Genomic DNA, 26,162 nt, shown 5'->3' on the forward strand with positions numbered 1-26,162 from the left:
GGCTGCCCCACCCGGCCTACCGCTGGGCGGGCCGGAAGTGGTGGTACCGGTGGTGCGCCGCGAAGCCCATGCCGTCGTACAGCGCCCGCGCGCCTTCATTGTCCTCCTCCGCCTGGAGCCAGGCCGCCGAAGCGCCCTCGTCCAGGGCCCGGCGGGCCAGCGCCGCCATCACCGCGGTGGCCAGTCCCCGCCGCCGGTGCTCCGGAGCGACCTCGACGGCCATGAACCCCGCCCAGCGCCCGTCCACCACACATCGCCCGATCGCCGCGGGTGTCTCCCCGCCCTCCCGGCCCACGCCGTCCGCCACCGAGGCGAACCAGACCGAAGGCCCGCTGTCCAGCACCCGCGACACCTGCGGGCCGGGGATGGAGCAGCGCTGGTAGCGCGAGAGCCACGCCTCGTCCGGCGCACGGGTCAGCCGGACCTCCGTGGCGTCCGCGTCCAGGTCACCCACCGGCGCCAGCGCGGCGATTCGCACCTCGGCCGAGACCTCACGCCACCAGCCGTGCCGCTCCAGCTCCGCGCAGAGGGCCTCCTGCGTCCCCTCGGCTCCGGTCGCCGTCTGGATGTACGCGGGCAGGCCCCGCTCCCCGTACCAGCGCTCGACCCGCCCGAACGCCTCGCCCAGCGGCAGGCCCGGGTCGCCGAGCGGCAGCGCGGAGTTGGCGCGCCGGGTGAAGCCCCCGGCGGCGCGCAGCCGCCACTGGCCCAGGGACTCGCTCTCCACCGGCTGCCAGGCCCGGGCGGTGACGGCGGCCAGCTCCTGGAAGGAGGCCGCCGGGCCCCGCCTGCGGGCCGGGGCGGCGGGGACGATCTTGCCCGCGACCAGGGAGGATTCCACGATGTGGACGGACTCCCCGCTCTTTGGTGTGATGGCGATCACACCCTCGTCCCATGATGTGAGAACACCGACCGTGTCAGTGAACTCCGCGTTCGCGCCGCCCCCATCGGAGCGTCGCCGGACGGAGACGCGTTTGCCCACGTCAGCCGGTGTGATGCGCACTTCCAGCCGTCCGCCCATGGTGAATTCCACAGCTCTCTCCGCCCCTCCTGTTCGGATCGTGCCCGAGAACGGAGATACTAGGGGCGGGCATCGACGACGCCGCGCTCCCGCGCGAGAGCCAACGCCCTACCGAGGAGGAACGACAGCGTGACCTACGTCATCGCGCAGCCTTGTGTCGACGTGAAGGACAAGGCCTGCATCGAAGAGTGCCCCGTCGACTGCATCTACGAGGGCCAGCGGTCCTTGTACATCCACCCGGACGAATGCGTCGACTGCGGAGCCTGTGAGCCGGTCTGCCCGGTCGAGGCCATCTTCTACGAGGACGACACTCCGGAGGAGTGGAAGGACTACTACAAGGCGAACGTCGAGTTCTTCGACGATCTCGGCTCGCCGGGCGGCGCTTCCAAGCTCGGCCTCATCGAGCGTGACCACGCGTTCGTCGCCGGGCTGCCGCCGCAGAACCAGTAGACGGCGGCACCCAATGCGCGGCCCGGTCCCGTACGGCTTGTCACCGTGCGGGACCGAGGCGTTTCCCCGTACGGCCGGGAACGGCCCGAGCAACCTGAGAAAGCAGGGTCCCGTGTCCGCAGTCTCCTCCCGCCTCCCGGTCTTCCCCTGGGACAGGCTCACGCCGTACAAGACGACGGCCCAGGCCCACCCGGACGGCATCGTGGACCTCTCCGTCGGCACACCGGTCGACCCGGTGCCTGAGGTGATCCAGCGGGCGCTCGTCGCCGCCGCCGACAGCCCCGGCTATCCGACGGTGTGGGGGACCGAGGCCCTGCGCGACGCGCTCACCGGCTGGGTGGAGGGGCGCCTCGGCGCGGTCGGGGTGACCCACGCCAACGTGCTCCCGGTCGTCGGCTCCAAGGAGCTGGTGGCCTGGCTGCCGACGCAGCTGGGGCTCGGCGCGGGCGACAAGGTCGCCTACCCGCGGCTCGCCTACCCGACGTACGAGGTCGGCGCCCGGCTCTGCGGCGCCGAGCCCGTCGCCTACGACGACCCGACCGAGCTGGATCCGGCCGGGCTGAAACTCCTGTGGCTCAACTCGCCCTCCAACCCGACCGGGAGGGTGCTGGCCAAGGACGAGCTGACCCGGATCGTCGCCTGGGCGCGCGAGCACGGCGTGCTGGTCTTCAGCGACGAGTGCTACCTGGAGCTGGGCTGGGACGCCGAGCCGGTCTCGGTGCTCCACCCGGACGTCTGCGGCGGTCATCACGACGGGATCGTCGCCGTGCACTCGCTCTCCAAGCGCTCCAACCTGGCCGGCTACCGGGCCGCCTTCATCGCGGGCGACGCGGCCGTCCTCGGTGAGCTGCTGCTGATCCGCAAGCACGGCGGGATGATGACGGCCGCCCCGGTCCAGGCGGCCACCGTCGCCGCTCTCGGCGACGACGTGCACGTGGCCGAGCAGCGCGCCCGGTACGCGGACCGGCGCCTGGCCCTGCGCGCCGCCCTGGAGGCCCACGGTTTCCGGATCGAGCACAGTGAGGCGAGCCTCTACCTCTGGGCGACCCGCGACGAGCCGTGCTGGGAGACCGTGGCGTACCTCGCCCAGCTGGGCATCCTGGTGGCGCCCGGCGACTTCTACGGCCCGGCGGGCGAGCGCTTCGTCCGGGTGGCGTTCACCGCGACCGACGAGCGGGTGGCGGCGGCGGTCAAGCGGCTGTCCTGAGGTGAACGGACCAGGCGAGGGCCCGGGGAGTGCGCACTCCCCGGGCCCTCTCCCGTACGCAACGGCTTCGCCGGGTCAGCCGATCGGCAGCCCGCTCAGCGGCAGGCCGTCGGTGGGCAGGCCGCCCTTGGTGAGGGCGTCGGTCGGCAGACCGCCACCGGCGGCGTCGGCCACCCCGCCGACGGCCTCGCCCGCGCTGCCGGCGGTCTGGCCCGCGGTCTCCTGGACGGCCGGGGCGGCCACCTTGGCGGTCTTGCCGGCGGTCTTGCCCGCGGCGGGCACGGCGGTGCCGACGAGGCGGCCGCCGGTGTCGCCGGCCGCCTGGGTACCCTGCCGGGCGGCGCTGTCCAGGGTGTTGCCGAGACCGGCACCGTCCAGCGCGGTCAGGCCGCCGAGGTCCGGGGCCTGTGGGAGCTCTGCGGCACCTGCGGTGCCGGCCGCACCGACCACGGGGGCCGCGCCCGCGGCGATCAGCAGCGCGGCACGAGCGATCCGACGGGTCAGGGGGAGGGACATGATGCTCCTTCGACGGGATGTCAACGAGTCGTCAACGGTGTCTGACGAGGTCTGTCCGGTGAGCCGGACGCCCTGACAACCGGTCCGGGGGGAGGGAAAGTTTCGGTGGGTGAAGGTAAAGAGTGAGTAATGCGTCCGATAATCCGCCGTGGAGGAACCCGGGCAAACACAGCATTCCGAAGCCGTTCGATGAACCGTCACTTCCCTTGCGCGGCAACGGAATCGGTGCGGGGTGAACGCACCGCGACAGGGGTGTCCCCGGCGGGTCGGAGGGGCGGCCTCAAGGGTCCGTACGAGGGATGCTTCGCACTACTGAGCGACCCTGATCCGGACCGTCGACGTGTCCGGTTCCCTGTCCTTCGGGCGCTCCGTCCGCCAGCCGGAACCGGCGTCCCAGACCCGGTCGGCGTAGCTCACGCGCCGGATCCGCTGCTCCTCGGAGTGCGCCACCGCCCAGTGCGCCAGCTCCCAGCCGCGCCGCGACGCTCCGTCGGCCTTCGCCCGGGCCGTCGCCGGTACGGGCACCGAGACCGTGGCGGCGGCCGACGCGCCCGCGGTCACCGCGCCCGGCAGGACGTCCTTGCCGAAGGTGCGCAGCAGCTCGGCCCGGACCCGCGCCGCGTCCCCCGGCCCCTCCGCCGTCACCGTGGACGGCACGCAGTTCAGCGCGGCGGGCTCGCGCCCGGTCAGGGCGGCGGCCAGCAGCGCGGCGTCCGGCTCGTGCTTCGCGTACGCCTGCGGGAAGCCGCTGCGCTGCACGCGCTGCGCCGCCACGGTCAGCGGGAGCCGCGAGTAGCCCGGGACCTCGGCGAGGTGCTCGTAGAACTCCCCGGACGAGTACACCGGGTCCATGATCTGCGCCACCGTGCCCCAGCCCTGCGAGGGCCGCTGCTGGAACAGGCCCACCGAGTCCCGGTCCCCGTAGTCGATGTTGCGGAGCGTGGACTCCTGGATCGCCGTCGCAAGGGCGATGGTCACCGCCCGCTCCGGCATCCCGCGGGTGGTCCCCACGGCGGAGATCGTCGCCGCGTTCGCCGCCTGGTGCAGGCTCATCTCGTAGGCGTGGTCCCCGTCGGCGGCGCGGACCACACAACGCGGCCCGGACTCGTTGGTGGAGGAGTCGTACTGAACGGCCAGATAACCGCCCAGCGCCGCGAGCACGGTGAAGGCGGCGGCGTAGCGGAGGAGGCGGCTGCGGCGGCGGGCGGGGCTGGCTGTCCGGGGCACGGGCCCCACCGTACTGGAGGGTACGACCGAGGGCCGCTATCCCGGTCCCTTAGGGTCGAGGCCATGGCCGATAGCACGCTTGACCTGACCCTGGACGGCCCGGCGCTCACCGCCCGGCTCGTCGACCTCCCCTCGGTCAGCGGGGAGGAGAAGGCGCTCGCCGACGCGATCGAGACCGCGCTGCGCGGTCTGACCCATCTGACCGTCGACCGCCACGGCAACAACGTCGTCGCCCGCACGAACCTCGGCCGCGCCGAGCGTGTCGTCCTAGCCGGGCACATCGACACGGTGCCGATCGCCGACAACGTCCCCTCCCGTCTCGACGCGGACGGCATCCTCTGGGGCTGCGGGACCACCGACATGAAGGCCGGTGTCGCCGTCCAGCTCAGGATCGCCGCGACGGTCCCCGAGCCCAACCGCGACTTGACCTTCATCTTCTACGACAACGAAGAGGTCGCCGCCCACCTCAACGGGCTCGGCCACATCGCCGACGCCCACCCCGACTGGCTCGCCGGGGACTTCGCCGTCCTCCTGGAGCCCTCCGACGGCGAGGTCGAGGGCGGCTGCCAGGGCACGCTCCGGGTCCACCTGCGGACGGCGGGTGAGCGGGCGCACTCCGCGCGCAGCTGGATGGGGTCCAACGCCGTCCACGCCGCCGCCCCGATCCTGGCGAAGCTCGCCGCGTACGAGCCCCGCCGCCCGGTCATCGACGGCCTCGAGTACCACGAGGGGCTCAACGCGGTCGGCATCGAGGGCGGGGTCGCCACCAACGTCATCCCGGACGCCTGCACCGTCGTCGTCAACTACCGCTACGCCCCCGACCGCACCGAGGAGGAGGCCATCGCCCACGTCCGCGAGGTCTTCGCCGACTGCGGTGTGGCCGAGATCGTCATCGACGACCACTCCGGCGCCGCCATGCCCGGCCTCTCCCACCCCGCCGCCAAGGCCTTCATGGAGGCGGTCGGCGGCACCGCCCGGCCCAAGTTCGGCTGGACGGACGTCTCCCGCTTCGGCGGCCTCGGCGTCCCGGCGGTGAACTACGGCCCCGGCGACCCGATCTACGCCCACAAGCGCGACGAGCACGTGGTGGTCGAGAAGATCACCCACTGCGAGGACCGCCTCCGTTCCTGGCTGACCGGCTGACCGGCGGACGCACGGCATTCCCCCGTACGTAACCTCCGTCGATCTACGCTGGCCGGACGCAGCACGACACGGCCCGGCCCAGGACGACGGGGGCCGGTGGAGGGAGCGGAACATGGGCAACGCCGAGGACGCACGAATCCCCGAAGGCGCCGAGGTCCCCGAGGGCGCGGTGGCCCCCGAGGAACAGTGGCTGGGTCCGGTCGTGCGCCGCAGGGAGCAGGTCCAGTCCGGCACGACCGATCAGCGGCTGCTGGACTCCGAGGGCGACTCCGAGTGGGTGCACACCGACCCCTGGCGGGTGATGCGCATCCAGTCGGAGTTCGTCGAGGGCTTCGGCGCGCTCGCCGAACTGCCGAGCGCGATCAGCGTCTTCGGCTCGGCCCGCACCCCGGCCGGATCGGCGGAGTACGAGGCCGGGGTCCGGATCGGCGGGGCACTGGTCGACGCGGGCTTCGCGGTGATCACCGGCGGCGGTCCCGGCGCGATGGAGGCCGCCAACAAGGGCGCCCGGGAGGCGAAGGGCGTCTCGGTCGGCCTCGGCATCGAGCTGCCCTTCGAGTCCGGGCTGAACCCGCACGTCGACATCGGCGTCAACTTCCGCTACTTCTTCGTCCGCAAGACGATGTTCGTGAAGTACGCGCAGGGCTTCGTGGTCCTGCCCGGCGGCCTCGGCACCCTGGACGAACTCTTCGAGGCGCTCACCCTCGTCCAGACCGGCAAGGTCACCCGCTTCCCCATCGTCCTCTTCGGCACCGCCTACTGGGGCGGCCTGGTCGACTGGCTCCGCGAGACGGTGGTGGCCGGCGGCAAGGCCTCGGAGAAGGACCTGCTGCTGTTCCACGTGACGGACGACGTGGACGAAGCGGTGACACTGGTGACGAAGGAGGTCGGGCGGTGATTCCCGGCCCGTCCGGCGGTTGAGGACGTCACGTCGACCGGTCCGCCGAAACCGGTCCCGTCCGGCGGTCGAGGGCGTCCTTTCAGCCTCTCCGCCGCTTGAGGAGCGGGGTCCGGCGGCAACGCCCCGGACCCCGCCCCGCCGGGCAGGCGGCGCCCCTACGCCAGCCCCCGGCGCGCCGCCGCCGGCGCCCCTACGCCAACCCCCGCCGCGCCGCCGCCGGCGCCCCTACGCCAGCCCCCGGCGCGCCACCGCCGGAGGCCTGTGCCCGGCGATGGACGCCACCATGTCCAGGACCTGACGCGTCTCCGCCACCTCGTGCACCCGGTAGACCCGGGCCCCCAACCACGCCGAGACCGCCGTCGTGGCCAGCGTCCCGACCACCCGCTCCTTCACCGGTCGGTCCAGCGTCTCGCCCACGAAGTCCTTGTTGGAGAGGGACACCAGCACCGGCCACCCCGTCTCCGCCATCTCCTCCAGGCGACGCGTCGCCTCAAGGGAGTGCCGGGTGTTCTTACCGAAGTCGTGACCCGGGTCGATCATGATCCCGTCCGCCCGCACCCCGAGCCGGACCGCCCGCTCCGCCAGACCCACCGTCACCCGCAGGATGTCCGCCATGACGTCGTCGTACGCGATCCGGTGCGGCCGGGTCCGCGGCTCCGCGCCCCCCGCGTGCGTGCACACAAGCCCCGCCCCGTACCGCGCGGCGACCTCCGCCAGCTTCGGGTCGACCCCGCCCCACGCGTCGTTCAGCACGTCCGCCCCGGCCTCGCAGACCGCCTCGCCCACATCGTGCCGCCAGGTGTCCACGCTGATCACCACGTCCGGATGGCGACGGCGGACCTCGGCGACGAACCCCACCGTGCGGCGCGCCTCCTCCTCGGCGCTCACCTCCTCGCCGGGACCGGCCTTCACCCCGCCGATGTCGATGATCCCGGCGCCCTCGGCCACCGCCTGCTCGACCCGGGCGAGCGCCGGCTCGTCCCGGAAGGTGGCGCCCTGGTCGTAGAAGGAGTCCGGGGTCCGGTTCACGATCGCCATGATCACCGGCTCGTGCGGACCGAATCCCCGCCGCCCCAGCCTGAGTGCACCGCTTCGCATCCCCTGTTTCCTCCCTCAGTAGCTCGCCTGCGACCCTAAGGCCTTTCGTGGTCGGCCCCGACTTGTCAGTGCCGCATGGCACGATCGGAGCCGGACGAGGTTTCCGCCCCCGGGGAGATGCGCGTGTTCTGGTTCTTGCTGCTCACGATGGTCGTGGTCGTCACGGCGGTCACCCTCGCGGTGGTCGGCGGTGGCGGGAGCGCCGTGCTCCAGGACGTGGAGCCCGAGCGGTTCACCGACCCGCTGCCCGCGACCCGTCCGGTCGGCCGGGCGGACGTGGAGGCGCTGCGCCTGCCCATGGCCGCCCGGGGATACCGGATGGCCGACGTCGACGAGGCGCTGTCCCGGCTCGGCGCGGAGCTGGCCGAGCGGGACGCCCGGATCGCGGAGCTGGAGTCCGCCCTGGCCGGGGCGCAGGCGTCCGCGGTGAGCACGGGGACCGACCTGTTCGAGCACCCGGGGGACCGGCCCGCCGAGCCGGGCGACCGGCTCCCCGGCGACGCCCCGCGGACCGGCACCCCGGACCGCACCGAGGGGGAGCAGCGATGAGCGGCGGAGCCGTCGCCGCCCCCGACGGGGGGCTGCGCTGCCCCTGGGGCCTGTCCACCGAGGACTACCTCGCCTACCACGACACCGAGTGGGGCCGACCCGTCCGCGGGGACGACGCCCTGTTCGAGCGGCTCTGCCTGGAGGCGTTCCAGTCCGGTCTCTCCTGGCTGACGATCCTGCGCCGCCGCGAGACCTTCCGTACGGCGTTCGCCGGATTCCGGATCACCGAGGTCGCCGAGTTCACCGAGGCCGACCGGGAGCGGCTCCTCGCCGACCCGGGCATCATTCGCAACAAGGCCAAGGTCGACGCCACCCTCGCCAACGCGAAGGTGCTCGCCGACTGGCCGGCCGGGGAGCTGGACGAGCTGATCTGGTCGTACGCCCCCGACCCGGCCGGCCGGCCCGCCCCGCGCGGGCTGGGCGATGTCCCCGCCGTCACCCCGGAGTCCACCGCGCTCGCCGGAGAGCTGAAGAAGCGCTCGATCCGCTTCGTCGGCCCGACCACCGCCTACGCGCTGATGCAGGCGTGCGGCCTGGTCGACGACCACCTCGCGGACTGCGTGGCCCGGGGCGGCGCAGCGGTCCGCTGAGCGGCCCCGAGGCGGGGCGCACCGCACCCCGGCGATCGGCTACTTGCCGAGATAGACCGGCTTCTCCTTGGCCAGGAACGCCTCCACCGCGATGGTGTGGTCCTGCGACGCGCCCGCCCGGGTCTGGAGTTCGTCCTCCTTCTCCAGCGTCTCGGCGAGCGTGTGCCCGGCGCCGTACGCCATCGACTCCTTCAGCGCCGCGTACGCCACCGTCGGCCCGTCCGCCAGGGTCCGGGCCACCGCCGCCGCCTGCCCGGCCAGCTCGGCCGCCGGGACCACGCGGTTGACGAGGCCCAGCTCCAGGGCGTCCTGCGCGGAGATCGAGCGCGGGAAGAACAGCAGATCGGCGGCGCGGCTCGGGCCGATCAGCCGCGGCAGCGTCCAGGACACGCCCGAGTCGGCGGTCAGTGCGACGCCCGCGAACGAGGTGTTGAAGGAGGCCGTGTCGGCGACCACCCGGTAGTCGGCCGCCAGGGCGAAACCGAACCCGGCCCCGGCCGCGACGCCGTTCACCCCGGCGACGACCGGCTTGGCCATCTCGGTGATCGCCCGCACGATCGGGTTGTAGTGCTCCCGTACGGTGCTCAGCGCGTTGCCGCCACCCGCCTCGCGGGTCGTCGTGAGCGTGGCGACGTGTTCCCTGAGGTCCTGGCCGACGCAGAAGGCGCGCCCGGTGGCCGTGAGCAGAACCGCCCGTACGGCGGGGTCCGCGGCCGCCGCCCGCAGGGAGTCCCGGAGCGCGACCTTCGCCGCGGTGTTCATGGCGTTCATCGCGTCGGGTCGGTTGATCGTGATCGTCGCCAGACCCTCGCTCACGTCGTAGAGCACGGTGTTCGCCAGCTCGTCGGCCATTGCGGTCATCCCCTCACTGCTCGGGCATCGTTGCCCCTGGAGGCAAGCATGGCCGACGCGGAGCGGGGCGTGGATGTGACCTGCGTCTAACAATTGGCTCTCACCTGGGGGTCCAGGGCGGCGCAGTATCGCAGCCGGATCGCCGAATTGAGTGGTTTTGAGAGAGCGCGTTGCGCAAGCGATGCAGAGCGATGTTGGTCATCGGGGTCATTGATGCGGGATAATGGTGAAGAAGCAATGTGTTCGATGCCGGTGAGGCAGCGCCTGTCATGGGGCCGCCGGTTGCGATGAGCTGGTTTCAGGAAGGGGAACGAGCATGGCGGCCATGAAGCCGCGGACGGGCGACGGCCCGCTCGAGGTGACAAAGGAGGGGCGGGGCATCGTCATGCGCGTTCCGCTCGAAGGCGGCGGTCGGCTTGTTGTCGAGCTGACTCCGGACGAGGCCGATGCCCTCGGCGACGCGCTGAAGAAGGTCGTCGGCTGACGCGGAACGCCCATCACCTTCACCACTGCCCGGTACGGATCCCGTACCGGGCAGTGGTGCGTCCGCGGGCTTCTTCCCCGGCCTCTGCTCGTACGGGGCTCAGGCGCGCCGGACCGCGCAGAGCAGCCCGTCGCCGACCGGCAGCAGCGTCGGCATCAGCTCCTGGCTCTCGCGCACCGCGCGCAGCAGCTCCCGCAGCCGCAGCACCTCGGCCGGCTGGGCGGCGGAGTCGACCGTGCGGCCGTCCGCGAACACGCCCTCGAAGCAGACCAGCCCGCCGGGACGCAGCAGGCGCAACGATTCAGCGAGGCAGTCGAGGCTCTCCAGCCGGTCACCGTCGCAGAAGACGAGGTCGTAGCCGCCGTCCGCGAGCCGGGGCAGCACGTCCAGCGCGCGGCCGGGGATGAAGCGCGCCCGGTTGGAGGCGAAGCCCGCCTCACGGAACGCCTCCCGGGCGAACTGCTGGCGTTCGGGCTCCGGGTCCACCGTCGTCAGCACGCCGTCGGGCCGCATCCCGTGCAGCAGATAGATGCCGGACACGCCCGTGCCCGTGCCGATCTCCGCCACCGCCTTGGCGTCCGCGGCCCCGGCCAGCAGGCGCAGCGCGGCACCGGTGCCCGGTGACACCGAGCGGATTCCCAGCTCACGGGAGTGCTCCCTGGCCCGGTGCAGAGCCTCGTCCTCGGCGACAAAGGCGTCGGCGAGGCCCCAGCTCGTCTGCCGGTTGGCGGTAATGACCCTCTCCTGTCCCCGTAGTTGGCGCAACGGTGACTGTATCCGCTGGACCCGGGAACCCGCAGATGGGACCGGGCGTTGTGCAAGGAGTGGGGAAAGCGCAGCGCCCCGGCCCGCGGATCGGACCGGTGAGCTGCGAGGAAGTTCCGGGTGAGGCCCGGCCCCAGCAGGGAAAAGGCTTATCCGGAGCTAACGGGCGAGGTGGCTATGGTAGGGGCTCCACTGGACACCACCAGAGCCGATAGGGGAGGTGCGGCTGCGCCTGTGGATCGGGGAGGGGTGCTGCGGCGCCTTCTCAGGTCGGCCGGTGAGCCGAAATCCGTGACCGACATTGCTGACCGTTCTTCCGAAGCCTCCGCACCGACCGCGACCTTCGCCTCCGATGCGGACCAGGCGTGGACCCCACCCTCATGGGAAGAGATCGTCAGCACGCACAGCGGTCGCGTGTACCGCCTCGCCTACCGGCTGACGGGAAACCAGCACGACGCCGAGGACCTCACCCAGGAGGTCTTCGTGAGAGTGTTCCGCTCGCTGTCGACGTACACGCCCGGCACGTTCGAGGGCTGGCTGCACCGCATCACGACCAATCTCTTCCTGGACATGGTCCGCCGCAAGCAGCGGATCCGCTTCGACTCGCTCGGTGACGACGCGGCCGAGCGCCTCCCCAGCAGGGAGCCGTCCCCGCAGCAGGTCTTCAACGACACCCACTTCGACGCCGACGTGCAGCAGGCGCTGGACACCCTCGCGCCCGAGTTCCGCGCGGCAGTCGTCCTCTGCGACATCGAGGGGCTCAGCTACGAGGAGATCGCCGCGACCCTCGGCGTGAAGCTCGGCACCGTGCGCAGCCGCATCCACCGCGGCCGCTCCCACCTGCGCAAGGCGCTCAAGCACCGTTCCCCCGAAGCCCGCGCCGAGCAGCGCTCCCTGGCGGACGCGGTCCTGGCAGGGGAGGGCGGGACGGCGTGAACGGCACAGGTCCGACCGGTCCCACCCCCGCCGAAGCGCATCTGGGGGACCGGCTCGCCGCGCTGGTCGACGGCGAGCTCAACCACGATGCCCGCGAGCGGGTCCTCGCCCATCTGGCGACCTGCGCCCGGTGCAAGGTCGAGGCCGACGCCCAGCGCCGCCTCAAGAGCGCCTTCGCCATGTCCGCCGCACCCTCGCCCTCCGAGGGGTTCCTGGCCCGCCTTCAGGGCCTTCCCGGGGGACCTGGCGACGACGACACCGGTGCCGGACGGCCCTTCGGCTCCGGCGGGCCGTTCGCCGACGAGTTCTACCCACCGCTGCGATCGTCCGGCTCCACCCGCCGCGACTCCGCCGCGCCCCCCTCCCGGCTGGACGGCTTCGGCTATCTTCCCGCCGCCCACGGTTCCACCGCCGTCCTGTCCGGCGGCTCCGGTTCCGCCTTCCGCATCCACGAGGCGGCCCGGGACGCCGAGCGCTCGTCGTGGCGCGGCAGGCGCTTCGCCTTCGCCGCGGCCGGTGCGGTGTCCCTGGCGGCCATCGCCCTCGGCGGCACCCTGCCGCTGGACTCCGGCCCGGACCCGCTCCTGCGTGCCGAGGGCAGCGGGAACAGCGTCACCCCGCTCGCCGCGGAGACCCGCGCCGGGGGTTCCACCCAGGCGGCTCTCCGCCGTGGCGGCGCCCAGTCGGTGGGCGGTGAACGCCTGGCGGTCGACCGGTCGGCCGCCGGTGTGTCGTCGACCGGCTCGCACCGGCCGCCGCCCTCGCTCACCGCTCCGTCCGCACCCGTCGCTCCGGCGGTCCAGCCACCCCTGTCGCCGCGGGCGCAGACGACGGCCCCGCCGCTCCTCCCGGCCTCGGTGCTCGGCGGACACCCCTTCGCGTTTCCCGCGCTGAACGTGTCCGTGCCGCCGTTGATACGTCCGGCCGGTGGTCCCACCCCGCTCCTTGCGGCGGTGCTGGGCAGCGGCTCGACGGCGAAGACGAAGGCGCTCGCACCGCCGGTGCCCTCGGGCGCGGGACAGCCCGCGCCGACCAACGACCTGGCGAGCCCGCTCTCCCCCCGGCGCTGACCGGGGCCGGGCCGGGCGCCGGCGGAAGCCGGGCAGGACCCTGCGCGGGGATTCGCAAACCTGGTTGAATTCCGGGGAGGGACGCCGCTGTGGGGCGTGCAGAGGCCAGTTGCGGGGAGAGCATGGACGACGGGAAGCCCACCGGGCCGCAGGCGAAGTGGTGGAGCCGCCCCACGGCGGGGCGGCCCGGCCGCGCCGAGCCGGAGAACCAGGTCCCCGGCGAGGGTGCTGCCCCCACCGGCCCCACGCCCACCGACAGCACCGCCCCGGCCGGCCTCACGCCCACCGACAGCACCGCCCCGCCCGCTCCCACGCCCACCGACAGCGCTGCCCCGCCCGCCTCCTCCGACAGCGCTGCCCCGGCCGCTCCCACCAACGGCGAGGACGCGCGGCCGCCCCTTCCGTCCGGGCCGCCGCTGCACGAACCCGACGAGTACAGCACTCCGCCCTACGGCGGCCCCGGACCGTGGGCGCCCGCGCCGCCGGTCCAGCGGGCGACCCCGGCCCACGGCACCCCCGTACCGCCGCAGCCCGCACCCCTGCCGCCGCAGCCCTCCCCGGTGTCGCCGCAGGCCACCCCCGTACCGCCGCAGTCGTCCCCGGCGTCCCCGCGCTCCGCCCCCGTACCGCCGCAGCCCGCTCCGGAGCAGGCGCCGTACGTGGGGACGAACGGGGCCGGTGTCCCCCTGGCGGGGGCGGGGGAGCAGCAGCCCTCGCAGTGGCTCCAGTACGACCCATGGGGCGCGCCGGGGCAGCCGCTGACCCAGGCGGGGCCGCCGGCCGGGACCGAACCGGGCCGTCGGAAGAACCGCCGGAGTGGGGCCTTCGCCGGAGTGCTGCTGCTGACCCTGGTGGCCGGCGGTGTCGGCGGCGGAGTCGGCGCGTACATCGAGCGCAACGGCGGCCTGACCACCGTCGAGCTGCCGCAGGCGAGCCACGACAGCGCAGGACGAGTCCCCGAGAGCGTCGCGGGCATCGCCGCCAGTGCCCTGCCCAGCGTGGTCACCCTGCACGTCAGCGGCACCGCCGAGTCGGGCACCGGTACCGGCTTCGTCCTCGACGCCCGGGGCCACATCCTCACCAACAACCACGTCGTCGCCCCGGCCGGCTCCAGCGGGGACATCACCGTGACGTTCAGCAGCGGCGAGAGCGCCGCGGCCGAACTCATCGGCAAGGACAGCGGCTACGACCTCGCCGTCGTCAGGGTCAAAGGGGTCTCGGGCCTCAAACCGCTGCCGCTGGGCAACTCCGACAACGTCCAGGTGGGCGACCCGGTGGTGGCCATCGGCGCCCCCTTCGACCTGTCCAACACGGTGACCTCGGGCATCATCAGCGCCAAGCAGCGCCCGATCACCGCGGGCGGTGAGAAGGGCGACGGCAGCGACATCAGCTATGTCGACGCCCTCCAGACCGACGCCCCGATCAACCCCGGCAACTCCGGCGGCCCGCTCGTCGACATCCAGGCCCACGTCATCGGCATCAACAGCGCCATCCGCGCCGCCGACAGCGGCAAGGGGACCGAGCGCGGCGGCCAGTCCGGCTCCATCGGCCTCGGCTTCGCGATACCGATCAACCAGGGCAAGCGCGTCGCCGAGGAGCTGATCAACACCGGCCGGGCGACCCACCCGGTGATCGGCGTCACGCTGGACATGAAGTTCACCGGCGACGGCGCCAAGGTCGGTACGAAGGGCGCCGACGACGGACCCGCGGTCACCAGGGGCGGCCCGGCCGCCAAGGCGGGCATCCGGTCCGGCGACGTGATCACCGCGGTCCAGGGCCAACGGGTGCACAGCGGGGAGGAGCTGATCGTGAAGATCCGCGCCCACCGCCCCGGCGACCGGCTGGAGCTGCGGCTGACCCGGGGCGGCAAGGAGCTGTCCGTCACGTTGACGCTCGGTTCGGCGAGCGGCACGTGATCGACACGGCAAGGTACCGCCCGGACACGTCGGCCAGGTACCGTTGAACGGTCCGGGCACTCGTCCCACCTGGCCGGGACCAGACGGAGCAGTCGGGATCAGGCGGAGAACACGAGGAGCAGCTAGGTGTTCAATGACATAGGCGCACTGGAGCTGCTGACGCTCGGGGTGCTGGCCGTGCTGGTCTTCGGCCCGGACAAACTGCCCAAGCTCATCCAGGACGTCACGCGCACCATCCGCAAGATCCGTGAGTTCTCGGACAGTGCCAAGGACGACATCCGCTCCGAGCTGGGCCCGCAGTTCAAGGACTTCGAGTTCGAGGACCTCAACCCCAAGACGTTCGTCCGCAAGCAGCTGATGGACGGCAACGACGACCTGGGGCTGACGGAGATCCGCGAGAGCTTCGACCTGCGCAAGGAGATCGCCGACGTCACGGACGCGGTCAACGGCCGCGCACCGGCTCCGGACTCCGCCAACAGTGCGGCGAACGGCTCGGCGGGCGCGTCGGTCACCGGCACCTCGCCCAGCCTCACCAAGACCGACGACACCACCTCTGACCTGCTGAAGAAGGCCCCCCAGCAGGCCCAGCCCGAACGGCCCCCGTTCGACGCCGACGCCACCTGACCCCAGTCAATCCCGACTCGTCCGGGCGATATGGCTATTCTCCATCTGTCCGGTTGCGAGGACGCCCACGCCCGCGGGGGGCGGGCCGCTCCGGATCACAACTGATCGAGGAGGCGGCCGCTCAGATGGAGACGACGAGTCGGGTGGATACGGACGGTGCCCCTGGCACGGTCACGGCGGAGGAGGTGCCGGCGGCCCGGCGGCGTACCGTCGAGGGCTACCTGGAGGCCTCTTTCCCCTGGTACGGGCTGGACGAGGCCTTCACCGGGCCGCGCTGGCTGATGCAGGTCGGCACGGCGGCGGACGGCACGGTGCAGCACGGCTCCACCGGCCACGGCGACGAGCCGTCGGTGAAGACCGACGGGGCCGCCGCCGAGAAGGAACGGTTCGCGGTCGTCATCACCGTCGCCGCCAGCCCGGTCAGACGCAGCGGTGACGGTACGGGTGTCCTGGACGCCACCACGGTCTCCTCGGCGGCCTGGCTGGCCGGCTCGGGCCTGCTGGCGTACACCTGGCCGCCGCAGATGGACCACACCCTGCGCGACGACTGGCTGGACCAGCAGACCGAGACGGCGTTCACCCTAGCCGACGACCTCGGCTCCGCGCCCTGGTCCACGCTCTCCCTGCCGGTGGACGGCGTCCCGGTGGAGTTCCACTACCGGGAGTCCGAGTTCGGCTGGGTGCTGGCCGGGTCGGCGCACGAGGGCGTGCACATCGGGGCGTACGGGCGGGGGATGAGCGCGTACGGGCTGGGGTTCGCGGTGATCAAGGACATCGCGACGTACGAGTAGGCCGGAGGCGGCCGGTGGGCCGCCTTGTCCGCAAGCGCCGGACGGCTGAGTTCGCGTCCGGCGCTTGAGAACGAACTTGAGAACGAAGAGGTCAGAACTTGTTGCGCGGGGTGATCCCCAGCGACATGCCCGACAGACCCCGCTGACGGCCGCCCAGCTTCTGCGCGATCGACCGCAGCGCGCTGCCGGCCGGGGAGTCCGGGTCCGACAGGACCACCGGCTTGCCCTCGTCGCCGCCCTCGCGCAGCCGCACGTCGATCGGGATCGAGCCCAGCACCGGCACCTCGGCGCCGACCGTCCGGGTCAGGCCCTCCGCGACCCGGGCGCCGCCGCCCGAGCCGAACACGTCGACCATCTCGTCGCAGTGCGGGCACGGCATGCCCGACATGTTCTCGACGACGCCGACGATCTTCTGGTGGGTCTGTACGGCGATGGAACCGGCCCGCTCCGCCACCTCGGCCGCCGCCTGCTGCGGGGTCGTGACGACCAGGATCTCCGCGTTCGGCACGAGCTGCGCCACGGAGATGGCGATGTCACCGGTGCCCGGCGGCAGGTCAAGCAGCAGGACGTCCAGGTCGCCCCAGTACACATCGGCCAGGAACTGCTGGAGCGCCCGGTGCAGCATCGGACCGCGCCACACCACGGGCGCGTTGCCCGGGGTGAACATGCCGATGGAGATGACCTTCACGCCGTGTGCGGACGGCGGCATGATCATGTTCTCGACCTGGGTGGGCTTGCCGTCCGCGCCGAGCATCCGGGGCACGCTGTGCCCGTAGATGTCCGCGTCCACGACGCCGACCTTCAGCCCGTCGGCCGCCATCGCCGCCGCCAGGTTCACCGTCACCGAGGACTTGCCGACGCCACCCTTGCCGGAGGCGACCGCGTACACCCGGGTCAGCGAGCCGGGCTTGGCGAAGGGCACCTCGCGCTCGGCCGTACCGCCGCGCAGCGAGCTCGCCAGCTCCTTGCGCTGCTCGTCGCTCATGACGTCGAGGGTGACCTCCACCCGGGAGACGCCCTCGACGCGGGAGACCGCCTCCGTCACGTTCCTGGTGATCGTGTCGCGCATGGGGCAGCCGGAGACCGTGAGATACACCGTGACAGCGACTACACCGTCAGGATCGATCTCGACCGATTTCACCATGCCCAGCTCGGTGATCGGGCGGTGGATCTCCGGGTCGTTCACTGTCGCCAGTGCTTCACGCACCGCGTCTTCCGTAGCCATACCGACGATGTTACGGCGCCGGGCCCTACGGGCGGGTAGCCCCTCAGCGGTCGCCTTCGTCACTCTCGGACGTGAAGACGACTCTCCGGTCCTCCATGTCCTTCACCAGGTCCTGGAGTTCCGAGCGGATCCAGTCCCGGGTGGCGACCTCGCCGAGGCCCATCCGCAGCGCCGCGATCTCCCGGCTGAGGTATTCGGTGTCGGCGATGGAGCGCTCGTTCTGCTTGCGGTCCTGCTCGTGGGTGACCCGGTCCCGGTCGTCCTGCCTGTTCTGGGCCAGCAGGATCAGCGGGGCGGCGTAGGAGGCCTGGAGCGAGAGCATCAGGGTCAGGAAGATGAACGGGTACTCGTCCCAGCGCAGATCCTTGGGCGCGTAGATGTTCCAGAGCACCCAGACGATGATGATCAGCGTCATCCAGACGATGAACCGCCCGGTCCCCAGGAACCGCGCGATCCGCTCGGAGAACCGGCCGAACGCCTCCGGGTCGTACTCCGGCAGCAGCCTGCGCCGCGGCGACTTCGGCTGGTCGAGACGGGTGCGCGGCGGGCGCACCAGACCGGAGGCGCCCGAGGAGGAGGCCTTGGACCGTTCCTCACCGGCCATGGCGGATGCCCCCCTCGCCGTGGAAGTCGGTCTCGCGCCAGTCGTCCGGGAGCAGGTGGTCCAGGACGTCGTCCACGGTCACCGCTCCCAGCAGGGAGCCGCTCTCGTCCACGACGGGCGCCGAGACCAGGTTGTACGCGGCGAGGTAGCTGGTCACGGTCGGCAGCGGGGTGTCCGGGGACAGCGTCACCAGATCGCTGTCGACGATGGAGCTGACCAGGGTGAACGGCGGATCGCGCAGCAGCCGCTGGAAGTGCACGGTGCCCAGGTACTTGCCGGTCGGCGTCTCGTCGGGGGAGCGGCACACGTACACCTGTGCGGCGAGCGCGGGGGACAGGTCCGACTGACGGACCCGGGCGAGCGCGTCGGCCACCGTGGCGTCCGGGCGCAGCACGATCGGCTCGGTCGTCATCAGACCGCCCGCCGTCCGCTCCTCGTACGCCATCAGACGGCGCACATCGGCCGCGTCGTCCGGCCGCATCAGGGTCAGCAGCCGCTCCTTGTCCTCCTCGGGCAGCTCCGAGAGCAGGTCGGCGGCGTCGTCGGGGTCCATCGCCTCCAGCACGTCGGCGGCCCGCTCCTCCTTGAGCTTGCCGAGGATCTCCACCTGGTCGTCCTCCGGCAGCTCCTCCAGGACGTCGGCGAGCCGGTCGTCGTCGAGCGCGGCGGCCACCTCGACCCGGCGCTTGGGGGAGAGGTGGTGCAGGGCGTTGGCGACGTCGGCGGGGCGCAGCCGTTCGAAGGTGGCGACCAGGCTCTCGGCGCCCTGCCCGTGCTCCTCCAGCGAGAAGCCGCTGACCGCCGACCACTCCACCGTCAACGTCTCGCCCTTGCGGCGCAGCGCCCCGCCGCGCCCCTTGCGGACGAAGTACTTGTCGATCTCCCAGTCCCGGCGGGCGGGCAGCTGCTGGATCGCCACGTCCAGGACGGTGACCTCCGTGTCGCTCTCCACCAGCCGCACCCGCCGGTCGAGGAACTCGCCGAGGACGAGCCGTTCGGTGGGCCGCTGCTCGAAGCGCCGCATGTTGACCACGCCGGTGGTGATGACCTGGCCCGACTCGACGCCCGTCACCCGGGTCATCGGCAGGAAGATCCGCCGTCGGCTGACCACCTCGACGACCAGCCCCAGGATGCGCGGCGGCCGTCCGCCGACCCGCAACATCGCCACCAGGTCGCGGACCCGGCCGACCTGGTCCCCGTTCGGGTCGAACACCGGCACCCCGGAAAGGTGCGAGACGAAGACCCGGGGGGCTCCTGCCGCCATGCTCCGCCTCCTCGTCTCTCTCGTCCTGCGGGTCCGGCCGGCGCCTCGGTGCCGGCCGGCGCGTTTCGCCGTACGCGGACGGGCGTACGCCGTGATCAGGCTAGCCGCTGCCGTCGGGGAGCGCCCCGGCGGACCCGTCCGTACGGCTGGCTGCCGGACGGCGCCCGGAGCCCGGGTACGCTGCGCTCTGCCCCTGATCGCAGTCGAGAGGCAGTACACCCGTGACCTCTTTTGCCCCGGCCGTCCGGAATCATCGCCGGACCGCGCTCGCAGTCGTGCTCTGCGGGGGGCTCGTCGCGGCCCTCACCGCCTGCGCGGGCGAAGACCCGGACAAGGGGACCAACGGGGTCGGCAAACTCTCGGCGCAGCAGATCGACACGAAGGCCAGAGCGGCGGCCGACAGCGCGGACGGCGTACGGCTGGCGGGCACCCTGGTGAGCAAGGGCGGCACCTACATGCTGAACATGAAGCTCAGCGACCAGGGCGGCATGGGGTCGGTCTCCTCCAGGAAGCGGAGCTTCGTGCTGCTGCGGATCGAGGACGAGCTCTTCATCAAGGCCGACGCCGACTTCTGGATCCACGAGGAGGGCGGCGAGGCCGGCCCCTCCGACCAGGAGGCCGCCGAGAAGCTGGGCGGCAAGTACGTGAAGGTCCCCGAGGGCGACCCCAGCTACCGCCAGCTGCGCGGCTTCACCGACAAGAAGGTCCTGCTGGACGGCCTGCTGACGCTGCACGGCACACTCAACAAGGGCGCCCGGGACACCGTCACCGGGCATCGCACCATCCAGTTGCTGGGCGGCAAGGGTGAGGGCGGGGCGCTCGACGTCTCCCTGGAGGGCAAGCCGTACCCGGTACGGGTGGCGCGCGGCGGCGGCGGTGGCACCGTCACTCTGGCCGACTGGGGGCGCGCCGTCCCGCTGGAGGCCCCGAAGGGCGACGACACCGTCGACTACGGCGGCAACCTCCCCAAGTCCTCCGGCTGACCGCCCCCGGCCGGCGGATCAGCCCTTGCGGCGCCGCTTCAGCAGCAGCCGGGGCAGCGCGGCCGGTACGGGCTGCCGGGTGGTCGCCCCGGTCGGCAGCGGGACGGCGGCCAGCGAGGTGTCCGGCAGCTTTGTCCTGACCGCCTCGGGTGTCAGGCGCACCACCGCGCACTCCCGCGCCCAGCGCTCCGTCATCACCTCGGCGTCCGGCGCGTTCAGCCGCTTGCCCTTCAGCTCGGCCACGGCCGCCTCCCACTCCTCGGAGTGCGGCGCCAGGACCCGTACCCCCGCGGTCCAGGCGACGAGCCGGCCGCCCTTGTCCTTGCTGCGTACGGTCACCTCGGCGGGCCCACCGTCGGTGAGCCCGGCGGGCAGCGGCTGCTCGCCCGGGCCGTCCCCGACGAGGTGGGCCGCACCCTCGTGCCAGACGTGCCACACGGCACGGGCGGGTCCCCCGGCCCTGACCCAGATGAGGCCGGACTTCTTCGTGGCCTCCTCGACGAGGGCCATCTCCAGCAGCGCGTCGGCAGCGTCAGTCATGGGCGGGAGCTTACTCAGCGCCCGCCCCCGCACCGCTCACAGCCAGCCGTTGCGCTTCAGGATGCGGTGGATGGAGAAACAGACCGCCCCGATGAGGCCGAGCACCAGCGGATAGCCGTACTTCCACCCCAGCTCCGGCATGTAGTCGAAGTTCATGCCGTAGACCCCGCAGATCATCGTGGGTACGGCGATGATCGCCGCCCACGAGGTGATCTTGCGCATGTCCTCGTTCTGGGTGACGCTCGCCTGCGCCAGATTGGCCTGGAGGATCGAGTTGAGCAGCTCGTCGAAGCCGAGGACCTCCTCCTGGACCCGGGCGAGGTGGTCGGCGACGTCCCGGAAGTACTTCTGGATGTCGGGGTCGATCAGCCGCATCGGCCGCTCGCTCAGCAGCTGCATCGGGCGCAGCAGCGGCGAGACGGCCCGCTTGAACTCCAGTACCTCGCGCTTGAGCTGGTAGATCCGGCCCGCGTCCGAACCGCGCCGGCCGCCCTTCGCCGGGGTGGAGAAGACGTCGATCTCCACCTCGTCGATGTCGTCCTGCACCGCCTCCGCCACCGCGATGTACCCGTCGACGACATGGTCGGCGATGGCGTGCAGGACGGCGGACGGGCCCTTGGCGAGGAGTTCGGGATCGTCCTGGAGGCGGTGGCGCAGGGCGCGCAGGGAGCCCTGTCCGCCGTGCCGGACGGTGATGACGAAGTCCCGGCCGGTGAAGCACATCACCTCGCCGGTCTCCACGACCTCGCTGGTCGCGGTCAGCTCGGCGTGCTCGACGTAGTGGATCGTCTTGAAGACGGTGAACAGGGTGTCGTCGTACCGCTCCAGCTTGGGCCGCTGGTGGGCGTGGACGGCGTCCTCCACGGCGAGCGGGTGGAGCCCGAACTCCCGGGCGATGCCCGCGAACTCCTCCTCCGTCGGCTCGTGCAGGCCGATCCAGGCGAAGCCGCCCTGCTCGCGCACCTGAAGCATCGCCTCGTGCGGGGTCGGGGCAGTGGTCCCCTCGACGCGGCTTCCGTGCCGGTAGACCGCGCAGTCGACGACGGCGCTGGAGACGGACGGGTCGCGGGTGGTGTCGTACCCGCTGTGAGGGGCGCTGTTCTTACGGAGGGAGGGACGCAGGGACGGGCGCACGGCGGCGCGCAGGTCACGGATCATCGACATGGCTGGCTCCTTCACGGAGGGCCGTCGGCGAAGGCGTGGAACAGCCCGGAATGGGGACGTGTGCTCACGTCCGCAAAGCGGGCGGCACCGCGCGGGCGATGACGGCGTTCGCTACAGACAGGCAGGGAGGAAAGGCTTTTTCCGCAGACTCTTTCGGACTCTTCCGCGGTGCGAAGGACCGTCCACGGGCCATCAGCGATGGCCGACGAGGCGTCAGTTCAACGAGGGAGATACGCGGAAGGGTGATCGGTACTGCACGGTCGACTTGGATCCATGGCAGTCCCCACCTCCTCCGGCCGGTCCCCCGTGGGGGACGACGTGTCGTCGGGACGAAGAGAGCGACGCTTCCGCGCACTGTCCCGACCGGCGGCCAGGCTACCAGCCGCCCCTGACCGAATCCCCTACTTTGCCCACTCCATGCGCACTCTATGCTCGCCGGATGGCAGAAATTCTCGCTCTGGTCGAAGCCCGGCTCCGCTCGGCCCTCGGGGAACCGGACGCCCGCGCCGATGTGACGTTCCTCGGTACGGACCGTATCGAGGTGCTCCGCTTCCTCGACGGCGATGTGGTGCGCTACGCCACGCTCGGCATGTCGGGACAGCCGATGGCCGACCCCACCTCAACCCTCGCCGACCCGGTGAAGGGCCCGCGCGCCGAGCTGGTCCTGTCGGTACGGGTGGGGCTCGCCGACACCGACCAGGTGCTGCGCCCGCTCGCCGTGCTGGCCGCCTCCCCCCAGGTCGAGGGGCTCGTCGTGGCCCCGGGCGCGTCCCTGGACCTGGGGGAGCCGCTGTGGCCCGGCGCGCCGTTCACCTCGGTGCTGGTGGCGGAGTCCGGGGGGCTGGTGGAGGACCTGGAACTGGACGAGCCGATGGACCCCGTCCGCTTCCTGCCGCTGTTGCCGATGACCCACAACGAGGCCGCCTGGAAGCGGGTGCGCGGGGCCAAGGAGCTCCAGGAGCGGTGGCTCACACACGGTACGGACGTGCGCGACCCGCTGCGCACGTCCGTACCGCTGGACTGAGCCCGTTCGAGGGCCCCGTAGGGCGTTTCACCGGTCGGCGAAGACCGTCACGCTGTCCTCCAGGGCGTTTCACCGGTCGGCGAAGACCGTCACGCTGTCCTCCAGGGCGTGGACCGGCTCCAGCTCCTCGGCCTCGTGGTTCAGCGCCGTGCGCCGTACGCCCACGACGGCCGCTCCGACGAGGGCGGCGAGCGCGGCCACCACGAACGGGATGTGGATGTCGGTCCACTCCTCGATCTTCGGAGCGAGGAAGGGGGCGGCCGCCGCGGCGAACCAGCGGACGAAGTTGTACCCGGCGCTCGCCACCGGGCGCGGGGCGTCCGAGACGCCGAGGGCCAGCTCGGTGTAGACGGTGTTGTTCATGCCGATGAAGGCACCGGAGACGATCGTGGCGACGACGGCCGTGGTGTGGTTCCCGTAGCCGAGGACCAGCAGGTCGACGGCGAGCAGGACCAGCGAGGCCCCGAGCACCTTGAGCGAGCCGAAGCGGCGCTGGAGGCGCGGGGCGACCAGCACGGAGAAGACGGCGAGCAGCAGGCCCCAGGCGAAGAAGACCGCGCCGGACTTGTACGGGGTCATGTCCAGCACGAACGGCGTGAACGCCAGGATCGTGAAGAACGCGTAGTTGTAGAAGAACGCCGAGGCCGCCACCGAGGCCAGTCCGCCGTGGCCCAGCGCCTTCACCGGGTCGAGCAGTGAGGTCTTGCGGGCGGGCGTGGGCTGCTCCTTGAGGAACGCGGCGATGCAGAGGAAGCCGATCGCCATCAGCGCCGCCGTACCGAAGAACGGATAGCGCCAGCTGGCGTTCCCGAGCAGGGCGCCCACCAGCGGCCCGCACGCCATGCCGAGGCCGAGCGCCGACTCGTACAGCAGGATCGCCGCGGAGCTGCCGCCCGCCGCCGCCCCGACGATCACCGCGAGCGCGGTGGAGACGAAGAGGGCGTTGCCCAGGCCCCAGCCCGCCCGGAAGCCGACCAGTTCGGCGACGGAGGACGAGGTGCCGGAGAGCGCGGCGAAGACGATGACGAGCGCCAGGCCGGCGAGGAGGGTCTTACGGCCGCCGACGCGGCTGGAGACGAAGCCGGTGACGAGCATCGCCACGGCGGTGATCAGGAAGTACGAGGTGAACAGCAGCGACACCTGGCTGGGTGTGGCGTCGAGCCCCTGGGCGATGGACGGCAGGATCGGGTCCACCAGGCCGATCCCCATGAAGGCGACCACCGAGGCGCCCGCCGTGGCCCACACGGCCTTCGGCTGGCGCAGGATGCTGGTCGCCGTCGCCCCTTCCTCGAACGGGTCCTCTCCTTGCATGGACTGACTCCTTCTCTCCTCCAGGTCGATGCGTTATGCACATAATAAGTTAGACGATCTAATAAATGCAAGATACATCCATCCTTCGACGTGGTAGCCACGCTGCGGACGGGTGATCGTCCTTGACGCGACGACCGGCGGGGAGGACCGTTGGGCTCTATGAGGGGCGAACCCAGTTGCCCGAAATGCGGTGGCCGGGTCAGGGCGCCCGGCCTCTTCGCCGACGCCTGGCAGTGCTCCGCGCACGGCCAGGTGCACCCGATGCAGCCGGTCGTCCCGCCGAGCGTCGAGGCGCTCGGTGTCGTGGTGCACCGTTCGCGGGTGCCCGTATGGATGCCCTGGCCGCTCCCGGTGGGCTGGCTGTTCACCGGCGTGGCCGGCGCGGGTGACGACCGCAGCGGCGGACGCGCGACCGTCGTCGCCTGCTCGGGTCCCGGACCGCTGGGGGGCATGGGCGAGCTGCTGCTCGTCGCCGAGGAACTGGGCGTCGGGCTCGGCGCCCGGTACGCCGGCATCGACGGCCCCGACCCCGGTCACCACCTGAAGGTCGACACCGCCCCCGACGCCAAGGTCCACGCCGCCGGCCGCCCCACCCCGCTCTGGCACGTCAGGAACGCCCCGGAGGACCGGGCGGTCTTCGCGGGTGAGGCGCGCGGCCTGTGGCTGTGGGCGATCCTGTGGCCCGAGCAGTCGGGGCTGCTGCTGTACGACGAGCTGGTGCTGACGGATCTGCGCGACGCCGGGGGAGAGGTGGACCTCGTCCCGTGCGGGGCGCTGACCCCGCGCCTGCTCGCCGCCCCGGAGGCACCGCCGCGGCAGGGGACGGGCGGGCGGTAGCCCGCGTGGGGCCCGGGACGGTATGCGCACGCCGGCCCGGGACGATCACGGCCGGCGGCCTGGCGCGCGGCGGTTATCCTTGAGCGGTCCCCCGTCCGCCCGCGAGCCCTGGAGTCAGCGTCGTGCGTATCGACCTGCACACCCACTCCACCGCGTCGGACGGTACGGACACCCCCGCCGAGCTGGTCGCCAACGCCGCCGCCGCGGGCCTGGACGTCGTCGCGCTGACCGACCACGACACCGTCGGCGGCCACAAGCAGGCCATCGACGCGCTGCCCGCGGGGCTCACCCTCGTCACCGGCGCCGAGCTCTCCTGCCGCGTCGACGGCGTGAGCATGCACATGCTGGCGTACCTCTTCGACCCCGCCGAGCCCGAGCTGGACCGTGCGCGCGAGCTCGTCCGCGACGACCGGGTGCCGCGCGCCCAGGAGATGGTCCGCAAGCTCCGCGCCCTCGACGTCCCGATCACCTGGGAGCAGGTCGCCCGCATCGCCGGGGACGGCTCGGTCGGCCGCCCGCACGTCGCCGCCGCCCTCGTCGAACTGGGCGTGGTCCCCACCGTCTCCGACGCCTTCACGCCCGACTGGCTGGGCAACGGCGGCCGGGCGTACGCCGCGAAGCACGAGTTCGACCCCTTCGAGGCGGTCCGGCTCGTCAAGGCGGCGGGCGGCGTCACCGTCTTCGCCCACCCGGCCGCCTCGAAGCGCGGTGACGTGGTCCCCGAGACCACGATCGCCGCACTCGCCGCCGCCGGCCTGGACGGCATCGAGGTCGACCACATGGACCACGACGAGCCCACCCGGGCCCGGTTGCGCGGCCTCGCCCGGGAGCTGGGGCTCCTGCCCACCGGCTCCAGCGATTACCACGGCAGCCGGAAGACCGTCCGGCTCGGCGAGTACACCACCGACCCCGAGATCTACGGCGAGATCACCCGGCGCGCCACGGGAGCCTTCCCGGTGCCGGGCGCCGGCGGAGCCGGCCGGCCCTAGGCTCCACCCTCCCCACCGCACCGCGTCCCCCTCCTCGCGCGCCCTCTCCCCGCCGTCGTGTGCCGACAGCCCTCGGCCGGG

General features: G+C 72.4%; 28 protein-coding genes. 16 read left to right on the forward strand and 12 right to left on the reverse strand.

Going from position 1 to position 26,162, the window contains the following annotated elements; all coding sequences use genetic code 11:
- Positions 1 to 16 precede the first annotated feature (16 nt).
- Positions 17 to 1,033, reverse strand: a complete 1,017-nt coding sequence (locus ACIQAK_RS07240; protein WP_366387299.1) for a GNAT family N-acetyltransferase — start codon at positions 1,031 to 1,033, stop codon at positions 17 to 19.
- 117 nt (positions 1,034 to 1,150) lie between these two features.
- Between ACIQAK_RS07240 and fdxA the strand changes: the two genes are divergently transcribed.
- Together fdxA and dapC are read left to right on the forward strand one after the other, a co-directional pair.
- Positions 1,151 to 1,471: a ferredoxin gene (gene fdxA, locus ACIQAK_RS07245; RefSeq protein WP_003966501.1), complete on the forward strand. Its 321-nt coding sequence runs from the start codon at positions 1,151 to 1,153 to the stop codon at positions 1,469 to 1,471.
- Between the two features lie 112 nt (positions 1,472 to 1,583).
- On the forward strand, positions 1,584 to 2,678 hold the full coding sequence (dapC, locus tag ACIQAK_RS07250) for a succinyldiaminopimelate transaminase (RefSeq protein ID WP_366387300.1): 1,095 nt from the start codon (positions 1,584 to 1,586) through the stop codon (positions 2,676 to 2,678).
- 75 nt (positions 2,679 to 2,753) lie between these two features.
- On the opposite strand, the gene ACIQAK_RS07255 is transcribed toward dapC, so the two are convergent.
- Together ACIQAK_RS07255 and ACIQAK_RS07260 are read right to left on the reverse strand one after the other, a co-directional pair.
- Positions 2,754 to 3,194 carry an ATP-binding protein gene (locus tag ACIQAK_RS07255; protein WP_366387301.1) on the reverse strand — a complete coding sequence of 147 codons (441 nt, stop codon included), beginning with the start codon at positions 3,192 to 3,194 and terminating at the stop codon, positions 2,754 to 2,756.
- Positions 3,195 to 3,503: 309 nt separating this feature from the next.
- Positions 3,504 to 4,421: a hypothetical protein gene (locus ACIQAK_RS07260; protein ID WP_366387302.1), complete on the reverse strand. Its 918-nt coding sequence runs from the start codon at positions 4,419 to 4,421 to the stop codon at positions 3,504 to 3,506.
- Positions 4,422 to 4,484: 63 nt separating this feature from the next.
- Between ACIQAK_RS07260 and dapE the strand changes: the two genes are divergently transcribed.
- Positions 4,485 to 5,564 carry a succinyl-diaminopimelate desuccinylase gene (dapE, locus tag ACIQAK_RS07265; RefSeq protein ID WP_366387303.1) on the forward strand — a complete coding sequence of 360 codons (1,080 nt, stop codon included), beginning with the start codon at positions 4,485 to 4,487 and terminating at the stop codon, positions 5,562 to 5,564.
- A 112-nt stretch (positions 5,565 to 5,676) separates the two neighbouring features.
- Positions 5,677 to 6,462 carry a TIGR00730 family Rossman fold protein gene (locus tag ACIQAK_RS07270; RefSeq protein WP_366387304.1) on the forward strand — a complete coding sequence of 262 codons (786 nt, stop codon included), beginning with the start codon at positions 5,677 to 5,679 and terminating at the stop codon, positions 6,460 to 6,462.
- Between the two features lie 228 nt (positions 6,463 to 6,690).
- Here ACIQAK_RS07270 and folP read toward each other — a convergent pair whose 3' ends face one another.
- Positions 6,691 to 7,563 carry a dihydropteroate synthase gene (folP, locus tag ACIQAK_RS07275; protein WP_366387305.1) on the reverse strand — a complete coding sequence of 291 codons (873 nt, stop codon included), beginning with the start codon at positions 7,561 to 7,563 and terminating at the stop codon, positions 6,691 to 6,693.
- Positions 7,564 to 7,680: 117 nt separating this feature from the next.
- Here folP and ACIQAK_RS07280 point away from each other — a divergent pair, with 117 nt between their 5' ends.
- Entirely contained in the window at positions 7,681 to 8,112 is a 432-nt protein-coding gene (locus tag ACIQAK_RS07280) for a cell division protein DivIVA (RefSeq protein ID WP_366387808.1), read from the forward strand.
- Positions 8,109 to 8,702 carry a DNA-3-methyladenine glycosylase I gene (locus ACIQAK_RS07285; RefSeq protein ID WP_366387306.1) on the forward strand — a complete coding sequence of 198 codons (594 nt, stop codon included), beginning with the start codon at positions 8,109 to 8,111 and terminating at the stop codon, positions 8,700 to 8,702. Before ACIQAK_RS07280 ends, ACIQAK_RS07285 begins: the two co-directional genes overlap by 4 nt.
- Before the next feature lie 39 nt (positions 8,703 to 8,741).
- Here ACIQAK_RS07285 and ACIQAK_RS07290 read toward each other — a convergent pair whose 3' ends face one another.
- Positions 8,742 to 9,554, reverse strand: coding sequence for an enoyl-CoA hydratase-related protein (locus ACIQAK_RS07290; RefSeq protein ID WP_366387809.1), 813 nt, complete (start codon positions 9,552 to 9,554; stop codon positions 8,742 to 8,744).
- Between the two features lie 316 nt (positions 9,555 to 9,870).
- Here ACIQAK_RS07290 and ACIQAK_RS07295 point away from each other — a divergent pair, with 316 nt between their 5' ends.
- Complete coding sequence (locus ACIQAK_RS07295) at positions 9,871 to 10,038, forward strand: DUF3117 domain-containing protein (RefSeq protein WP_003966491.1); 168 nt, start codon at positions 9,871 to 9,873, stop codon at positions 10,036 to 10,038.
- A 99-nt stretch (positions 10,039 to 10,137) separates the two neighbouring features.
- Here the strand turns inward: ACIQAK_RS07295 and ACIQAK_RS07300 are convergent, their stop codons facing one another.
- Complete coding sequence (locus ACIQAK_RS07300) at positions 10,138 to 10,803, reverse strand: O-methyltransferase (protein ID WP_366387307.1); 666 nt, start codon at positions 10,801 to 10,803, stop codon at positions 10,138 to 10,140.
- 177 nt (positions 10,804 to 10,980) lie between these two features.
- On the opposite strand from ACIQAK_RS07300, the gene sigE reads away from it, so the two are divergent.
- From sigE to ACIQAK_RS07325, 5 genes are all read left to right on the forward strand, one after another.
- The gene (sigE, locus tag ACIQAK_RS07305; protein WP_366387308.1) at positions 10,981 to 11,739 is read left to right on the forward strand and encodes an RNA polymerase sigma factor SigE; all 759 of its coding nucleotides are present in this window, start codon (positions 10,981 to 10,983) and stop codon (positions 11,737 to 11,739) included.
- Positions 11,736 to 12,809 (forward strand): zf-HC2 domain-containing protein, encoded by a 1,074-nt coding sequence (locus ACIQAK_RS07310; protein ID WP_366387309.1) that lies wholly within the window; start codon positions 11,736 to 11,738, stop codon positions 12,807 to 12,809. The genes sigE and ACIQAK_RS07310 overlap by 4 nt, the downstream gene beginning before the upstream one ends.
- Positions 12,810 to 12,931: 122 nt before the next feature.
- Positions 12,932 to 14,725 (forward strand): trypsin-like peptidase domain-containing protein, encoded by a 1,794-nt coding sequence (locus ACIQAK_RS07315; RefSeq protein WP_366387310.1) that lies wholly within the window; start codon positions 12,932 to 12,934, stop codon positions 14,723 to 14,725.
- A 126-nt stretch (positions 14,726 to 14,851) separates the two neighbouring features.
- Positions 14,852 to 15,349, forward strand: coding sequence for a sec-independent translocase (locus ACIQAK_RS07320; RefSeq protein WP_366387311.1), 498 nt, complete (start codon positions 14,852 to 14,854; stop codon positions 15,347 to 15,349).
- Positions 15,350 to 15,474: 125 nt separating this feature from the next.
- Positions 15,475 to 16,140 carry a hypothetical protein gene (locus ACIQAK_RS07325; RefSeq protein ID WP_366387312.1) on the forward strand — a complete coding sequence of 222 codons (666 nt, stop codon included), beginning with the start codon at positions 15,475 to 15,477 and terminating at the stop codon, positions 16,138 to 16,140.
- A 91-nt stretch (positions 16,141 to 16,231) separates the two neighbouring features.
- On the opposite strand, the gene ACIQAK_RS07330 is transcribed toward ACIQAK_RS07325, so the two are convergent.
- From ACIQAK_RS07330 to ACIQAK_RS07340, 3 genes are read right to left on the reverse strand one after another with little or no spacing between them, the layout of a single operon-like run.
- Complete coding sequence (locus tag ACIQAK_RS07330) at positions 16,232 to 17,365, reverse strand: Mrp/NBP35 family ATP-binding protein (protein ID WP_366387313.1); 1,134 nt, start codon at positions 17,363 to 17,365, stop codon at positions 16,232 to 16,234.
- 43 nt (positions 17,366 to 17,408) lie between these two features.
- Positions 17,409 to 17,969 carry a DUF1003 domain-containing protein gene (locus ACIQAK_RS07335; RefSeq protein ID WP_366387314.1) on the reverse strand — a complete coding sequence of 187 codons (561 nt, stop codon included), beginning with the start codon at positions 17,967 to 17,969 and terminating at the stop codon, positions 17,409 to 17,411.
- Positions 17,959 to 19,233 (reverse strand): magnesium transporter MgtE N-terminal domain-containing protein, encoded by a 1,275-nt coding sequence (locus ACIQAK_RS07340; protein ID WP_366387315.1) that lies wholly within the window; start codon positions 19,231 to 19,233, stop codon positions 17,959 to 17,961. The genes ACIQAK_RS07335 and ACIQAK_RS07340 overlap by 11 nt, the downstream gene beginning before the upstream one ends.
- A gap of 221 nt (positions 19,234 to 19,454) precedes the next feature.
- Between ACIQAK_RS07340 and ACIQAK_RS07345 the strand changes: the two genes are divergently transcribed.
- On the forward strand, positions 19,455 to 20,216 hold the full coding sequence (locus tag ACIQAK_RS07345; protein WP_366387316.1) for a hypothetical protein: 762 nt from the start codon (positions 19,455 to 19,457) through the stop codon (positions 20,214 to 20,216).
- 18 nt (positions 20,217 to 20,234) lie between these two features.
- On the opposite strand, the gene ACIQAK_RS07350 is transcribed toward ACIQAK_RS07345, so the two are convergent.
- Together ACIQAK_RS07350 and ACIQAK_RS07355 are read right to left on the reverse strand one after the other, a co-directional pair.
- Positions 20,235 to 20,756, reverse strand: coding sequence for a hypothetical protein (locus ACIQAK_RS07350; RefSeq protein ID WP_366387317.1), 522 nt, complete (start codon positions 20,754 to 20,756; stop codon positions 20,235 to 20,237).
- A 36-nt stretch (positions 20,757 to 20,792) separates the two neighbouring features.
- The gene (locus ACIQAK_RS07355; RefSeq protein WP_366387318.1) at positions 20,793 to 21,920 is read right to left on the reverse strand and encodes a magnesium and cobalt transport protein CorA; all 1,128 of its coding nucleotides are present in this window, start codon (positions 21,918 to 21,920) and stop codon (positions 20,793 to 20,795) included.
- 439 nt (positions 21,921 to 22,359) lie between these two features.
- Between ACIQAK_RS07355 and ACIQAK_RS07360 the strand changes: the two genes are divergently transcribed.
- Complete coding sequence (locus tag ACIQAK_RS07360) at positions 22,360 to 22,944, forward strand: suppressor of fused domain protein (RefSeq protein ID WP_366387319.1); 585 nt, start codon at positions 22,360 to 22,362, stop codon at positions 22,942 to 22,944.
- A gap of 69 nt (positions 22,945 to 23,013) precedes the next feature.
- On the opposite strand, the gene ACIQAK_RS07365 is transcribed toward ACIQAK_RS07360, so the two are convergent.
- Entirely contained in the window at positions 23,014 to 24,255 is a 1,242-nt protein-coding gene (locus ACIQAK_RS07365) for an MFS transporter (protein WP_366387320.1), read from the reverse strand.
- Between the two features lie 159 nt (positions 24,256 to 24,414).
- On the opposite strand from ACIQAK_RS07365, the gene ACIQAK_RS07370 reads away from it, so the two are divergent.
- Positions 24,415 to 25,092 (forward strand): DUF6758 family protein, encoded by a 678-nt coding sequence (locus tag ACIQAK_RS07370; protein WP_366387321.1) that lies wholly within the window; start codon positions 24,415 to 24,417, stop codon positions 25,090 to 25,092.
- Between the two features lie 122 nt (positions 25,093 to 25,214).
- Positions 25,215 to 26,081, forward strand: a complete 867-nt coding sequence (locus ACIQAK_RS07375; protein ID WP_366387322.1) for a PHP domain-containing protein — start codon at positions 25,215 to 25,217, stop codon at positions 26,079 to 26,081.
- The last annotated feature ends 81 nt before the right edge of the window (positions 26,082 to 26,162 follow it).

It is taken from the genome of Streptomyces sp. NPDC088706, from assembly GCF_044752765.1.
Lineage (GTDB): Bacteria > Actinomycetota > Actinomycetes > Streptomycetales > Streptomycetaceae > Streptomyces.